Source organism: Methylocaldum sp. GT1BB (assembly GCF_051027545.1).
GTDB lineage: Bacteria > Pseudomonadota > Gammaproteobacteria > Methylococcales > Methylococcaceae > Methylocaldum.
Genome location: NZ_CP194902.1, coordinates 2,206,252 through 2,219,588, shown reverse-complemented (window position 1 = coordinate 2,219,588; position 13,337 = coordinate 2,206,252). Strand labels below are relative to the sequence as shown.

The following is a 13,337-nucleotide window of genomic DNA, read 5'->3' as shown; positions in this document are numbered from 1 at the left end:
CGCACACTCCGTCACGTCCAACTGCCGTTTCTCGGATAATAATGGATCAGCAAAACGGCCCGATCGAATACCTCGCTACAAACGAAAATCCCACCGTCAACTTCGGCGAAGCCTTGCGGTTCTGGCTGAAACTGGGCTTCATCAGCTTCGGGGGGCCAGCCGGGCAAATCGCCATCATGCACCAGGAACTGGTGGAACGGCGGCGCTGGATTTCGGAGCGGCGCTATCTTCATGCCCTCAACTACTGCATGCTCCTGCCGGGGCCGGAAGCCTTGCAACTGGCCACCTATATCGGCTGGCTGCTCCATGGCCTCAGAGGCGGAATCGCCGCCGGCGTCCTGTTCATCCTGCCCTCTCTGGCCATTCTGATCCTGCTGTCCTGGATTTACATGACTTTCGGCAGTCTGCCGGCGGTTGCCGGCGTGCTCTACGGCATCAAGCCGGCGGTGGTGGCGATCGTGGTTTTCGCCGCCTATCGCATCGGTTCACGGGCACTGAAAAACGGCGTCCTTTGGAGCATCGCCGTGCTGGCCTTTCTTGCCATTTCGGTGCTCTCCGTTCCTTTCCCCGCCATCATTCTGGCTGCGGCCCTGCTGGGTGCCCTGGGCGGACGTCTCGCACCGCGATTTTTCCGGGCCGCGGATGATCACGGCAACCCCGACAAGAACTTCGGTCCATCGATCATAGACGACCGCACGCCGACGCCGGATCACGCCAGGCTGTCCCGGCCGAGGCTGATGGCCCTGGCGATCGTCGGACTGATTTCGTGGGGAGGAATCCTGGCGCTCCTGGATCAGGATCGGGGCTGGCAGGGAGATGCCGTTCAGATGGGCTGGTTCTTCACCAAAACCGCCCTGCTGACTTTCGGCGGCGCCTACTCGGTGCTGCCTTACGTTTATCAAGGGGCGGTCGAGCATTACCACTGGCTGACCGCTCCCCAAATGATGGATGGGCTGGCATTGGGAGAAACCACGCCGGGTCCTTTGATTATGGTGGTTACCTTCGTGGGCTTCCTGGCCGGCTGGAGTAAGGATTTGATCGACGGCGCGCCCTTGCTCGGAGGTGCCGCCGGGGCGGTGATCGCGACCTATTTCACGTTTCTGCCGTCGTTTCTGCTCGTCCTGCTGGGCGGGCCGCTGGCGGAAGCGACCCATGGCAACATCAAGTTCACCGCGCCCCTGACCGGCATAACCGCCGCCATGGTGGGCGTGATATTGAATCTTGCCGTGTTCTTCGCTTATCACCTGTTCTGGCCCAACGGCCTGAACGGCCCTGTCGATTGGCTGTCCGTGGGAATCGCTCTAACCTCGGCGACGGCATTGCTCCGCTTCAAGCTGGGCGTTATTCCTCTGATCGGTATTTGTGCCATGGCGGGGCTCGTTTATCGGCTCGCGGTTCTTTGATCGGGTTTCGGCATTTCCGAGCGACCGTCTGCGATTGAAAAGGTGGCTCCGGCGCTCCTGGAAGGGTCGTTCTAGCGCTCCCAGAGAGCGTTTTCCGAATCGGTGTAAGGGATTCGGATATGTAGGTCGGCAATCCCTTGCCGACGTATCGGCTCGGCGAAGGGCTTTGTCGGAAGGGCAGCTCTGGCGCTCCCAGAGATGCCGTTTGCGATTGGAAGGGACCGACTAAAGGTCCGTTTGCGATTGGAAGGGACCGACTAAAGGTCCGTTTGCGATTGGAAGGGACCGACTAAAGGTCCGTTTGCGATTGGAAGGGTGCGAGACGCAGGCCGGACACAAACGGCTTCCTCATTTGTTCGGGGTTTCCCTAGCTATCGGATGCTATTGTTCTCTATACTTTTCTGGATATTTTTTACCCATCCATCAAGAGAACTTCTATGCGCCGCGTTATTTTCAATCAAAAGGGGGGCGTCGGTAAGTCCACGATTGCCTGCAATCTCGCCGCCATCAGCGCCGCCGAAGGCAAGAAAACCTTGGTTGTCGATCTCGATATCCAGGGCAACTCCACCCATTATTTGCTGGGCCAGAAGGTGGCCGATCCGGACGCCAGCATCGCCCACTTCTTCAAGGACACCTTAAGCCTGAACCTGTTCGGCAAGAGCCCGAACACCGGGCTGGATAGCGCCATACACGAAACGCCGTTCCCTAACCTCTATGTGGTGCCCTCGCATCCCGAATTGGAACCGCTGCAGAGCCGGCTCGAATCCCGTTATAAGATTTACAAGCTGCGCGAGGCGCTGGATGCTCTCGGCGAATTCGAGCGCATCTATATCGACACGCCGCCGGTACTCAACTTCTACAGCCGATCGGCCTTGATCGCCGCCCGGCGCTGCCTGATTCCCTTCGATTGCGACGCCTTTTCGCGGGAAGCGCTGTACAACCTGCTGGCCGTGATCGGCGAGATCAAGGCGGACCACAACGACGCGCTGGAAATCGAAGGCATCATCGTCAACCAGTTCCAGGGCCGCGCCAATTTGCCTCAGCAACTGGTCAACCAGCTGATCTCGGAAGGCCATCCGGTATTGCAGACCAAGCTTTCGCCCTCGGTGAAGGTGCGCGAATCCCATAGCGAATCCAAGCCGCTGATCCATTACGCGCCGGAGCACAAACTCTCCGAGGAATACAAGGCACTGCACCGGGAAATTCACGAGAGGCATCACTAAGGTTTTTCCATAGCCCCATGAGTACGCTCGCATTTCTCGATCGAATCGCGGAAGAAAAAATCCGGGAGGCCATCGCGCGCGGCGATTTGAACGATTTGCCCGGCGCCGGCAAACCCGTACCCGACGAAGAGGAACTGGCCCTGGTGCCTGCCGATCTGCGCATGGCGTACCGGGTTCTCAAGAACGCCGGCTATGTTCCCGAGGAAGTGCGTTTGCGGCGGGAGATCGAAGACGTCGGCCGACTGATCGAGCTGTGCGACGATTCATCGGCGCAATACCGGGAGGGTTTAAATCGGCTGCATCTGCTCGTGCAGCGGCTGGGAGAAATGCGCGGCGGCAACCTGGCGCTGCACGACCGTTATTACAAGCAGGTCGCCGAAAAATTCGGCGAGCGGCATACCGCTTCGAAACGCGATGAATAGCCTATAAGGACCAGAGCCGGTGCAAACGGAGGACATTCAAAAGGCGACCGAAGCCGCCCAACTTTTACGCGCACGGGCCTGGTTTCTCGGGACCCGCATCGATATTCGGGATCTGGAGCGCGGCAGCCGGCTCGCCGTGGGACCGCTGACCATGCTGGTGGGTCCAAGGGGTTACAGCCTCATTTTTCGCTTCGGCGTCGTCGTGCTCGTCGGTCTCACCCGATCCGAAGAAACGGAAATCCTCGAGCGCCTGGCACCGTCGGTCCAAAATCCGTTTGCGCACCCCGAATCGGACGAGGTAGACATCATCATCGATCCCGACCGGCCCGAGCGCTTCGATACAAATGGGCGATTGAGTCTTACCGAAGCGACTACGGGCCGGCTGCAAGTCGTCGCCCACGTGCTGGCGAAAAGCTGCGTGCTGGGTTATTACGAACGCAGCGTCGGAGAGGTCTTCGACCGCGTCGAGCGGCTGGCGGAACGCCTGAGCCAGGGCCTAGGCCCCGCCCGGGACAAGAAAGAGATACTCAACGAAATCGGCAACGTCTTGTTGATTTTGACCCGGACCGTGGGCCGCGTCGAAGTCACCGAAAAGCCGGAAATCACCTGGGAAGACATCGAACTCGACCGCCTTTATGAGAGGCTGGCCTACGAATACGAACTGCGTGATCGGGATCTGGCGCTATCGCGCAAGCTGGAACTGATCTCCCGCACCGCCGAAACCTATCTGGACCTGGTCAACAGCCGCCAGACGCTCCGCGTGGAGTGGTACATCGTCATTCTCATCGTGATGGAAGTCATCCTGTCTCTGCACGAGAAGTTCTTCTGACCGTCCTGCCCCCGTTTTCCGATATTTCAGCGCGCGCAGGTTTTTTCCCGTACCTGCGTATATAGAGATATGAAAGCGTTTTCGCGAATTTCCCCGGTACCAATCTCTTTTGGTAGGTCGGCAATCCTTTGCCGATACATGCGTCGGCAAAGGATTGCCGACCTACGATGCTCGCCTATCGGGGACGCCGATCCACTCACCGCCGTTCCGATCGAATCGGCGTACCTAAACAGCAACTGGTCGTGAACGATTTGTCCTGCTCGATCATGACATCCGGAACCGGATTTCAGTCCCGCCGACAGGAGCAGAACGGCGATACCGCATCGATCCGCGACGAAATCCTCATGAGTCGGGTCGCTCAAGGCGATCACGACGCATTTTCGTTGTTGGTCCATCGCCATACTCCCCGGATGTATGCGCTGGCGCGGCGGATCAGCGGAGTATCGGCCGAGGCCGAGGAAGTTGTGCAGGAAGCCTTTCTGCGGGTTTGGGTAAACGCCGCGGCGTGGTCCCCGCAAAAAGGCACTTTCGCCGTCTGGTTGGGACGGATTGTCGTCAATCTGTGCATCGATCGCCGCCGCAGGGACCGATACGAGCCCTGGGGCGACGACGAACCGCTTATCCAAGCCGCAGATTTGGAATCCGTGCTGACTCAGCAACAGCAGGCCGAACAGATCGCCTCGGCGGTCGAGGAACTGCCGATGCGCCAGAGGAGCGCCCTGGTTCTGTGTTATTACGAAGGGTTCAGCAATGCCGAAGCCGCCGAAATTCTCGAGATCTCGGTGGGCGCTTTGGAAGCTTTGCTGGTCCGGGCGCGCCGCACACTACGCGAACGTCTGGCCCCATTGATCCGAACTTAGGAGGAGTCCGATGCTATTGACCCGCCTCAAACATCATTTCGCCGCCTTCGGCGCCGATACCCGGCGTTGGCCGACAAAGCCGCATGGGATCTGGCGCCGGCTGGCGGGCTCTTCGCGCTTTCGAGCAGAACGCACCGAGGCCGAGCGCATCGACCGTCTGCTCGATCTCTGGCGCATCGAAACGCCATCCGAGCAGCTTGCGCAACATATCTGCCAACGAGCCCTCGCATTGCCGCAGCAGCCCGTTTCCGCTATCGCGCCGCCGACCGACATCGTCGTTTGGCCGTTTGCGTCGTATTGGCCGGGCGTGGCCACCTTCGGTCTCGCGCTCATCATGGGTTGTCTTTTGGGTTGGTACGGCGGAATCAACGGCACGACCTCCGAGGACTGGCTCAACACGGCTGCCCTTACCCCCATGCAAGAGGATTTCAGCGATCGATGAAGCCTTTCAGCTTGTCGTCCCGAACCACCGCCTGGATTCTTCTGGGCTCGCTCCTACTCAACGTGTTTCTGTCAGCCTGGCTCGGCGTCGGCACCTATAAACACACGCACCGGCGTCCGTGGTTGTCGATCGAATCTTTCGAAGAACGGTTCACGTCACGATTGCCGGAGCACGATGCCTCGACGTTCCGCAGCATCCTGGATGCGCAGCGGCCGGAACTCGTATCTCGCATCGAGGCGGTGCGCGCCTCCCGCGACGAGGTCAGACGGACGCTCCAAGCCGAGCCGTTCGACCGGCACCTTCTCGAAGCGGCATTGGAGCGAAGCGACCATGCTATGACCGCCCTGCAAACCACGCTGCACACGGTGATCTTGACGGCCGCGCCCGAATTATCGGGTGAGGGACGCCGGCGCTTGCTCGAAAAACCCGAACGCTAAGAACGCATGAATGCCAGACCACGCCCCGCGTCCGGGCTGAGATTCTTATTGTTGGCCGGCATGCTCTTGGCCGACGATTTGCCGGCGGCGGAACGTCCGCCGTTTCTCGAAGATCCCCTGGACACTCGCAAAGCCGTGGCGCCGACTCCGGCGCGATCGGTCCGGAAACCCGGACTGGGCGATCCCTGCCCGGCGGATGCACACGCCGGCCAAGCCTGGTCCTTGCTCGAAATCATCGACCAGGCGCTTTGCCACAATCCGCAAACCCGCCAAGCCTGGGCGAACGCACGGGTTCAGGCGGCCCAGTTCGGCGTGGCGGAAGCCGCCTACCTCCCTACCGTCAACCTGAACACCACGGCCTCATACGGCCAGACCGGCTCCGGAAGCGTATCCCAAAGCCAATTGCAAGGCTTCCCCCTGGGAACGGGGGTTAGTGGCGGAACCTTCGGGGGCAGGGAACAATTCCGGATCACGCCCTCGGTAAGCCTCAACTATCTGCTGTTCGATTTCGGCGGCCGATCCGCGCGACTGGAAAATGCGCGGGCGGCGCTCGATGCCGCCAACTGGAGCCACGCATCGACGCTGCAGAACGTGCTATTCACCGCAGTGCAAGCGTATTACCAGTTGTTCGCGGCCCGCTCGGCGCTCGAAGCCACCGAAGCTTCCGAACGGTCCAGCGAGGAAGCATTCGAGGCGGCGGCATTTCGTTACGAGGTCGGCGCGGCAGCTCTCGCCGACAAGCTGCAAGCTCAAACCGCCTACGCGCAAGCCAAACTCAACCGCCAGAGAGCCACCGGCGACGCGCAGAATGCCTTGGGAGTTCTGGCCAACGCCATGGGCCTCAAGCCCCATGCGTCATTGGACATCGAGCCGCCCGCCTTCATCGAGCCGGATGCGGAACGGGAACGCGACGTGCAAGCCTTGATCGAAGAAGCGAAAGCGTTGCGTCCGGATTTGGCTGCGGCCGAGGCCCAGGTCCGAGCGGCCGAGGCGAATGTGAGATCGGCGCGCTCGGGCAGCCTGCCGACTGTTTCGCTGGTGAGCAATTACGCCTACAGCGATTCCAGCATCTCGCAAAGCTTCCAAAGCTGGTCGGTCGGTCTGCAACTCAGCGTGCCGCTATTCACCGGATTCGCCAATACCTACCAGATTCGGAGCGCCGAGGAACAGGTATCGGTCCAGGAAGCCACCCGCGATCAATTGGATCAAACGATCGCTCTCGACGTGTGGCGCGCCTATTTCGATTTGAATACCACGCGGGAAACGCTGTCCAGCACGAACGATCTCTTGGCAAGCGCGACCCAGGCGGAAAAGGTAGCCTTGGGCCGTTATAAAGCCGGAGCGGGCAGCATTCTGGAACTTCTGAACGCCGAAGCCGATCTTGCCAATGCCCGCTTGCAGCACGTCCAGGCCCGCTATAACTGGCACATCGGCAAAGCCCGCCTCGCGCAGGCGATAGGCGCTCTGGATCCGACCGAGATCGGCGCCAGTTCGCGGGCGGTGGAAAAAAAGACCAATTTCCCTTAATCAAGGTTCATGATGTCGCGTTCGAAACTCTTAATCTTGTTGCTCATCTTGGCCCTGGTCGCCGGCGGATTCGTACTGTGGAACAAGAACCGGCATGCCGCCGATGCCTCCGCCTACCGCACGGCTCCGGTCGCCCGGGGCGATATCCAGCAAACCGTTTCCGCCAATGGAACCTTGAATCCCGTGGTGCTGGTCAACGTCGGCACCCAGGTGTCCGGTACGGTCCAGACGCTCCACGCCGACTTTAACGATCGAGTCCGCGAAGGCCAGGTGCTTGCCGAATTGGACCCGGCCCTGTTCCGCGCCCAGCTCGATCAGAGCCGCGCCAACGTGGCCAATGCCCGCGCATCTTTGCAGCTGGCGGAGGCCAACGAGCGGCGTGCTCGCGCCCTGTTCGGGCAGGACTATATCTCCCGCGCCGAATTGGATGCGGCGATACAGGCGTTGGGTGCGGCCAGGGCGCAAGTGGCCGCCGCCACCGCTCAGGTGCATCGCGACGAGACCAATCTGCGCTACAGCGTGATCGTCTCGCCGGTATCGGGCGTTGTGGTGTCGCGGAACGTGGATGTGGGCCAGACCGTAGCCGCGAGCTTCCAGACCCCTACCCTTTTCACCATCGCCCAGGACCTGAAGAAAATGCAGATCGACACCACGGTCGCCGAAGCGGACGTGGGCAAGGTGAGGGTCGGCCAAACCGTACATTTCGCGGTCGACGCGTTTCCGGGACGGGATTTCGTCGGAACCGTGCGCCAGATCCGTCTGAACTCGCAGGTTCTCCAAAACGTCGTGACCTATAACGTCGTGATCGACGTCGACAATCCCGAGGAAATCCTCATGCCCGGCATGACGGCCTTCGTCACCATCGTCGTCGACGAGCGCAAGAATGTACTCAGGCTGCCGGTGGCCGCGCTACGCTACGAGCCGACGGAAGGCGCGGAAGACACGAAAACCCCCAAGCCCAAGGGGAAGGCGGTTTATCGCTTGGAAGAAGGAAATCCGGTGGCCGTCCCGGTGCGCACGGGAATCACCGACGGCAAGTTCGTGGAACTGGTCGAAGGCGATCTCAAGGAAGACGATCCGCTGGTCACCGAAGACCAGCGAAAAGACGCTGCCGATTCGGGCCGAGGCAGCGGCGGTACCGGCGGCTCCTTTAGGGTCAGGATGCATTAAGGGTATGCCTCCGTCACTCATCGAAGTCGTCGATCTGGTCAAGACATATCCTGTCGGCGATTCCGGAACCGTACCCGTGCTGCATCGTCTGAACTTCACGATCGATGCCGGCGAGTTCGTCGCCATCATGGGGCCTTCGGGCTCCGGCAAATCGACCTTGATGAACATCCTGGGCTGCCTCGACATTCCGAGCGACGGCCGTTACGTGTTGAACGGCACCGATACCGCCCGACTCGGGCCGGATGAACTGGCCGCATTGCGCAACCGCACCATCGGCTTCGTCTTCCAGGGCTTCAACCTGCTGCCCCGGAAGACGGTCGAGGACAATGTCGCGTTGCCGCTTCTCTATGCCGGCGTGGGACGCGAAGAGCGCGAGGCGCGCGCGCGGAAGCTGCTCGAAGAAGTGGGCCTCGGCCACCGTGTCGGCCATCGGCCGCCGCAACTCTCGGGCGGACAGCAACAGCGGGTAGCCATCGCCCGCGCTTTGGCCAATTCGCCGAAGCTGATTCTGGCGGACGAGCCCACCGGCAATCTGGACACCCATACCAGCGAAGAAATCATGGCTTTATTCGAACGACTCAATCGAAACGAGGGCCTGACCATCGTCCTGGTGACGCACGAGCCCGACGTGGCGCGCCATGCCCAGCGCCTGATTCATGTCGTGGACGGACATATCGCCGAGGACGGTCCGGTGGAAGAGATTCTGGGAGGAGTACATTCATGATGTTCGGCACCTTACTGGAAGAAGCGCTGCAGGCGATGGGCGCCAACCGGCTGCGGAGCGCGCTCACCATGCTCGGCATGATCATCGGCGTCGGCGCCGTGGTGCTGATGATGGCGATCGGACAGGGCGCCCAGGCCATGGTGAGCGAAGCGATCGCCTCGATGGGCAGCAATCTTTTCATCATATTGACGGGCTCGTCGACCTCGGGCGGCGTGCGCATGGGCGGCGGAACCGTGCCCACCCTCACCGTCACCGATGCCCAGGCCATCGGCGAACTGCCCGAGATCGCCTCGGTCGCACCCGCCTATTCCAACATCGCGCAAGTGATCTACGGCCCCAACAACTGGGCAACTTCCATCATGGGCACCACCCCGGCCTATTTCGAAGTGCGCGACTGGCATCCGGTTTCCGGCACCGTCTTCACCGACAGCGACGTACGCTCGGCGACGCGGGTGATCGTGCTCGGGCAGACCGTCGTTCAAAACCTGTTCGGCAATGAGGACCCGGTCGGCAAGACGGTCCGCGTCAAGAACAGCCCGTTCCTCGTTGTCGGCGTCCTGGAACCCAAAGGGCAGAGTCTCGACGGACGCGATCAGGACGATACCTCGATGGTGCCCTTGACGACAGCGCAGCGCCAATTGTTCGGCAATCCGTTTCCGGGGATGGTCCGGTTCATCATGGCGAAAGCCCGCTCCAGCGAAGCGATGCCGCGCGCGGAGAAAAGCCTGATCGAACTCTTGCGCACCCGGCACCGCATCCGGCCGGGCCAGGAAGACGATTTCACGGTCCGCAACCTGACCGCCCTCGCCCAAACCGCCGCCGGAACCACCCGCACCATGTCGGTCATGCTGGGCGCCATTGCCTCGGTATCGCTCCTGGTGGGCGGCATCGGCATCATGAACATCATGCTGGTCTCGGTGACCGAACGGACCCGCGAAATCGGCATCCGCCTCGCCATCGGCGCGCGGCGGCAGGATATTCTGCTGCAATTCCTCCTGGAAGCCCTGATCATCTCCCTGGCCGGCAGCCTGATCGGCGCCGCCATCGGGTTCGCCGGGGCCTGGCTCGCCGCCAGCCTGGGCGGCATGACCGTGGTCGTCACCCTCTGGTCCATCCTGCTCGCCTTCACCGTCGCCGCGGCAGTGGGCATCTTCTTCGGGTTTTATCCCGCCCGCAAGGCGGCCGAACTTCGGCCGATCGAGGCGTTGCGGTATCAGTGATGAACGTGGGTAAACCGCCTTAATTTTCGCGATCTATAGTAGGACTAAGTTCAGTTACGTTTACCAACCGGAAAATCCATGAATTTCTGTATCGAACACGAGCAAGAAGAGGATGGCCGTTGGCTTGCCGAAGTTCCTGAATTGCCGGGCGTGCTCGCCTATGGCGCAAATGCCGAGGAGGCCATGGTCAAGGTTGAAGCTCTTGCCCTGCGCGTCATTGCCGAGCGCCTGGAACAAGGAGAAAGTCGCCCAATTCCGATTCATTTCTCGCTTGCTGCCAACGCATGAGTCAATGGCCGTTTTGCGGAACCCCAGCTTCACTCTGCGTTCGCGGCCTATAAAAACTGGGGCTTGTTTCTCTGACCCAGCCTACAGGCGAATCAGGGCTTTCCCACCAAGCAATCCGACAAGCCGCCAGCCTTCTTGATAAACCGCTCGTCGAATGTTTTCAGGGACGAATACCGCTCGCTATTCGCCAAGTGGAAAGCATCGGCGAAATCCAGACCGGCTTCGTGCCAGTTGATCACCCGCGCGACAAGCTGGGCATTGTTTACATGAACGTTTTTGAGCCCGAATAGCTTTTTGAATGCGGAGCAGATTTCCGCGGGTTTAAAGTCGTACGCATAACGCAGCACCCATTCGGTTTCCAGGATCACCGTATCGGGTATGAAGATCTCGGCCGTCCGGAAGAGCTGGTAGCTGGCCTGGTATTGAGCCTGATCGTCCCGGGTGAGAAGTCGTACGACAATATTGGCATCAATCGCTATCACGCCATTCCTTCCTTACGTGCTGGCGTATCGCTTGATCGATTTCTTCATCGCTCTTGGCTTTCCCTTCGAACCGCAAGCAGCCCGCAACCTCGTCGAGAACGGTTTCCTCGAAAGGCACTTTCGGTTTGAGCAGAATGCCGTCGCCAACCTCGATGGCAACCAGCTCCAGCCCTGCTTCCCAACCGTGGGCCGCTCGAAACCCTTTGGGAATGATCACTTGGCCTTTGCTCGAAAGTTTGGTGGTCTCCATGGCGCATACCCAATGTAAGACAAACGTAAGATTTTGTGCTTAAGAACATCATCCGTCAATAAGCCAACGAAAAGAGATTCTTGCTTTTTGCTCCGATTGGACGAGTCAGTCCGTCATCCAGAATGCAACCGTGCAGAATCCGAGCTCAAACCGGCATCTACAGACCTTGCGAATGTCGGTCTCGTTCGCCGCCCCACTCTACCGAAACGTTTTCCGGAGCTGAATCCTCCCACTCTACCCGGCTTGAACGCTTGTCAAGACAATGACGTGCGGGCGTTCTGTCTTGCTTTCAGCTGTAACACATGCCGGACAGAAAGCCACTTACGTCATGCGAACAGACCGAATCTGGACCTTGACAGGTATCTTTCAGAAGCGCACTGTTGGGTCAAATCCCACGCCCCCTGCTAATTTCCATGGATCGGAGAACATCATGAAGGAAGTGGCCTCCTGCAATGTTTTGATGATCTATCCGCGCTTCAAAGCGGAATCGTTCTGGAATTACCCCGAAGCCTGCGAATTGGTGGGCGCACGTTATCCGGCCGCTCCGCTTGGCTTGGTTACCGTAGCTTCATTGCTGCCTCGAGAATGGAATATCCGTCTCGTCAACCGGAACACCGAGGAGCTTAGCGACGAGGATATCGCCTGGTCCGATATGGTGATGACGGGGGGCATGATTACCCAGCAGCCCGATACGCTCGACTTGATCGAACGAGCCCACATCATGGGCACGCCCGTGGTCGTGGGCGGGCCGGATGCGACCTCGAGTCCGCACGTTTACCGTTCGGCGGACTTCCTGGTTCTCGGAGAAGCCGAGGGCATTATGCAGACGTTCGTGGATGCCTGGGAGAGTGGACAACGATCGGGGATGTTCACCGCCCCCAAGTTCCAGATCGATGTCACGAAGAGCCCGATCCCGCGTTTCGATTTGCTCAAATTCGAGCATTATCTTTACGTCGGTTTGCAGTTCTCACGGGGCTGTCCGTTCACCTGCGAGTTCTGCGACATCATCGAGCTTTACGGACGGGTGCCGCGCACCAAAACCGCGACGCAGGTGTTCGCCGAACTCGATGCACTCTATTCCATGGGTTACCGGGGGCACGTCGATTTCGTGGACGACAACCTGATCGGCAACAAGAAGGTGGTAAAGGCGTTCCTGGCCGAACTCATAACCTGGCAGGAAGCCCATGACTTTCCTTTCGAATTCTCGACCGAAGCCTCGATCAATCTCGCCGAAGACACCGAGCTTCTCGAACTCATGAAACGGGCGAACTTCTTCCTCGTCTTCATCGGCATCGAGAGTCCGGACCCGGAGACTCTGATCGCGACCAAGAAAAGGCAGAACACCCGCCGCGACTTGGTCGAGAGCATCCACAAGATTTACTCCTACGGCATGATGGTTACTGCCGGGTTCATCGTCGGATTCGACAGCGAAAAGGACTCGATCGCCGATGCCATGGCGGATTTCATCGAGGCGGCGGCGATTCCGGTGTGCATGGTGGGGCTTCTGTATGCATTGCCGAATACACAGCTGACCCGGCGGCTACAGCGGGAGGGGCGCCTCCATCCGGGCCATGACATCATGCCGGACGTGGACGCCGGCGACCAATGCACCAGTGGTTTGAATTTCGACACCTTGCGCCCGCTCCGGGATGTGCTTGACGACTACCGGCGCATTCTCCAGCGCGTGTATGACCCGGTCGCCTACGTCGGACGGATCAATCGGCTGGTCAGCCTGCTGGACCGATCCGATCGTCCTCGCGACTTACCTAAAGGGGACGCCCGGCGAAAAGTCGGCGCCGTCGAAACGGTCAACAAGGTTTTCAACAAATTGCCGGAATTGCGCGACGCATTCTGGCAGACCTTCATGAACTGCGCCAAAACCAACCCGCAGGCCTTGCGTCTCGCTGTCAGTCTCATGGCGATGTACCTGCATCTCGGCCCGTATTCGCGTTACGTCATCGGCGCCATCGATCGTCGGATTGACGAACTCGACCGGGACACGAACCAAAACTGGCTTCGGTATCAATCCAGCATATCGGCCGAAGGCTGAGCCCGGCCTT

At 59.9% G+C, this 13,337-nt stretch carries 15 protein-coding genes; 13 read left to right on the top strand and 2 right to left on the bottom strand.

Annotation, left to right across the window (positions count from 1 at the left end; translation table 11 throughout):
* Positions 1-41 precede the first annotated feature (41 nt).
* The 12 genes from chrA to ACR2TX_RS11185 all read left to right on the top strand — a co-directional run bounded on the left by chrA (position 42) and on the right by ACR2TX_RS11185 (position 10,545).
* The gene (gene chrA, locus ACR2TX_RS11240; RefSeq protein ID WP_077727857.1) at positions 42-1,403 is read left to right on the top strand and encodes a chromate efflux transporter; all 1,362 of its coding nucleotides are present in this window, start codon (positions 42-44) and stop codon (positions 1,401-1,403) included.
* 437 nt (positions 1,404-1,840) lie between these two features.
* Positions 1,841-2,626, top strand: a complete 786-nt coding sequence (locus ACR2TX_RS11235) for a ParA family protein (RefSeq protein WP_077727856.1) — start codon at positions 1,841-1,843, stop codon at positions 2,624-2,626.
* 17 nt (positions 2,627-2,643) lie between these two features.
* Entirely contained in the window at positions 2,644-3,048 is a 405-nt protein-coding gene (locus ACR2TX_RS11230; RefSeq protein WP_077727855.1) for a DUF1992 domain-containing protein, read from the top strand.
* 19 nt (positions 3,049-3,067) lie between these two features.
* Positions 3,068-3,877, top strand: a complete 810-nt coding sequence (locus ACR2TX_RS11225) for an RMD1 family protein (RefSeq protein ID WP_240502348.1) — start codon at positions 3,068-3,070, stop codon at positions 3,875-3,877.
* A 167-nt stretch (positions 3,878-4,044) separates the two neighbouring features.
* Positions 4,045-4,737 (top strand): RNA polymerase sigma factor, encoded by a 693-nt coding sequence (locus ACR2TX_RS11220; protein ID WP_205780624.1) that lies wholly within the window; start codon positions 4,045-4,047, stop codon positions 4,735-4,737.
* Positions 4,738-4,747: 10 nt separating this feature from the next.
* Positions 4,748-5,179: a hypothetical protein gene (locus ACR2TX_RS11215; RefSeq protein ID WP_077727854.1), complete on the top strand. Its 432-nt coding sequence runs from the start codon at positions 4,748-4,750 to the stop codon at positions 5,177-5,179.
* On the top strand, positions 5,176-5,616 hold the full coding sequence (locus ACR2TX_RS11210) for a periplasmic heavy metal sensor (protein WP_077727853.1): 441 nt from the start codon (positions 5,176-5,178) through the stop codon (positions 5,614-5,616). Before ACR2TX_RS11215 ends, ACR2TX_RS11210 begins: the two co-directional genes overlap by 4 nt.
* Positions 5,617-5,622: 6 nt before the next feature.
* Positions 5,623-7,143, top strand: a complete 1,521-nt coding sequence (locus ACR2TX_RS11205; protein ID WP_434132169.1) for a TolC family protein — start codon at positions 5,623-5,625, stop codon at positions 7,141-7,143.
* Between the two features lie 36 nt (positions 7,144-7,179).
* A complete protein-coding gene (locus tag ACR2TX_RS11200; RefSeq protein ID WP_434132166.1) occupies positions 7,180-8,313 on the top strand; it encodes an efflux RND transporter periplasmic adaptor subunit in 1,134 nt (377 codons plus the stop codon).
* A 4-nt stretch (positions 8,314-8,317) separates the two neighbouring features.
* Entirely contained in the window at positions 8,318-9,037 is a 720-nt protein-coding gene (locus ACR2TX_RS11195; RefSeq protein WP_077727850.1) for an ABC transporter ATP-binding protein, read from the top strand.
* Positions 9,037-10,257 (top strand): ABC transporter permease, encoded by a 1,221-nt coding sequence (locus tag ACR2TX_RS11190; protein WP_086135004.1) that lies wholly within the window; start codon positions 9,037-9,039, stop codon positions 10,255-10,257. The genes ACR2TX_RS11195 and ACR2TX_RS11190 overlap by 1 nt, the downstream gene beginning before the upstream one ends.
* Before the next feature lie 78 nt (positions 10,258-10,335).
* Complete coding sequence (locus ACR2TX_RS11185; protein ID WP_077732749.1) at positions 10,336-10,545, top strand: type II toxin-antitoxin system HicB family antitoxin; 210 nt, start codon at positions 10,336-10,338, stop codon at positions 10,543-10,545.
* A gap of 92 nt (positions 10,546-10,637) precedes the next feature.
* On the opposite strand, the gene ACR2TX_RS11180 is transcribed toward ACR2TX_RS11185, so the two are convergent.
* Both ACR2TX_RS11180 and ACR2TX_RS11175 read right to left on the bottom strand, forming a co-directional pair.
* Positions 10,638-11,027, bottom strand: coding sequence for a type II toxin-antitoxin system VapC family toxin (locus ACR2TX_RS11180; protein ID WP_086134956.1), 390 nt, complete (start codon positions 11,025-11,027; stop codon positions 10,638-10,640).
* Positions 11,014-11,277 (bottom strand): AbrB/MazE/SpoVT family DNA-binding domain-containing protein, encoded by a 264-nt coding sequence (locus ACR2TX_RS11175; protein ID WP_086134957.1) that lies wholly within the window; start codon positions 11,275-11,277, stop codon positions 11,014-11,016. Before ACR2TX_RS11175 ends, ACR2TX_RS11180 begins: the two co-directional genes overlap by 14 nt.
* Positions 11,278-11,707: 430 nt before the next feature.
* Between ACR2TX_RS11175 and ACR2TX_RS11170 the strand changes: the two genes are divergently transcribed.
* Positions 11,708-13,327, top strand: coding sequence for a B12-binding domain-containing radical SAM protein (locus tag ACR2TX_RS11170; RefSeq protein WP_086134958.1), 1,620 nt, complete (start codon positions 11,708-11,710; stop codon positions 13,325-13,327).
* Positions 13,328-13,337: the final 10 nt, after the last annotated feature.

What these genes read in the sequence shown, in the direction of transcription:
- ACR2TX_RS11230 (WP_077727855.1), top strand. Translation starts at nt 2,644, where the DNA reads ATGAGTACGCTCGCATTTCTCGATCGAATCGCGGAAGAAAAAATCCGG.
- ACR2TX_RS11185 (WP_077732749.1), top strand. Translation starts at nt 10,336, where the DNA reads ATGAATTTCTGTATCGAACACGAGCAAGAAGAGGATGGCCGTTGGCTT.
- ACR2TX_RS11195 (WP_077727850.1), top strand. Translation starts at nt 8,318, where the DNA reads ATGCCTCCGTCACTCATCGAAGTCGTCGATCTGGTCAAGACATATCCT.
- ACR2TX_RS11190 (WP_086135004.1), top strand. Translation starts at nt 9,037, where the DNA reads ATGTTCGGCACCTTACTGGAAGAAGCGCTGCAGGCGATGGGCGCCAAC.
- ACR2TX_RS11235 (WP_077727856.1), top strand. Translation starts at nt 1,841, where the DNA reads ATGCGCCGCGTTATTTTCAATCAAAAGGGGGGCGTCGGTAAGTCCACG.
- ACR2TX_RS11210 (WP_077727853.1), top strand. Translation starts at nt 5,176, where the DNA reads ATGAAGCCTTTCAGCTTGTCGTCCCGAACCACCGCCTGGATTCTTCTG.
- ACR2TX_RS11175 (WP_086134957.1), bottom strand. Translation starts at nt 11,277, where the DNA reads ATGGAGACCACCAAACTTTCGAGCAAAGGCCAAGTGATCATTCCCAAA.
- ACR2TX_RS11220 (WP_205780624.1), top strand. Translation starts at nt 4,045, where the DNA reads ATGCTCGCCTATCGGGGACGCCGATCCACTCACCGCCGTTCCGATCGA.
- chrA (WP_077727857.1), top strand. Translation starts at nt 42, where the DNA reads ATGGATCAGCAAAACGGCCCGATCGAATACCTCGCTACAAACGAAAAT.
- ACR2TX_RS11170 (WP_086134958.1), top strand. Translation starts at nt 11,708, where the DNA reads ATGAAGGAAGTGGCCTCCTGCAATGTTTTGATGATCTATCCGCGCTTC.
- ACR2TX_RS11215 (WP_077727854.1), top strand. Translation starts at nt 4,748, where the DNA reads ATGCTATTGACCCGCCTCAAACATCATTTCGCCGCCTTCGGCGCCGAT.
- ACR2TX_RS11205 (WP_434132169.1), top strand. Translation starts at nt 5,623, where the DNA reads ATGAATGCCAGACCACGCCCCGCGTCCGGGCTGAGATTCTTATTGTTG.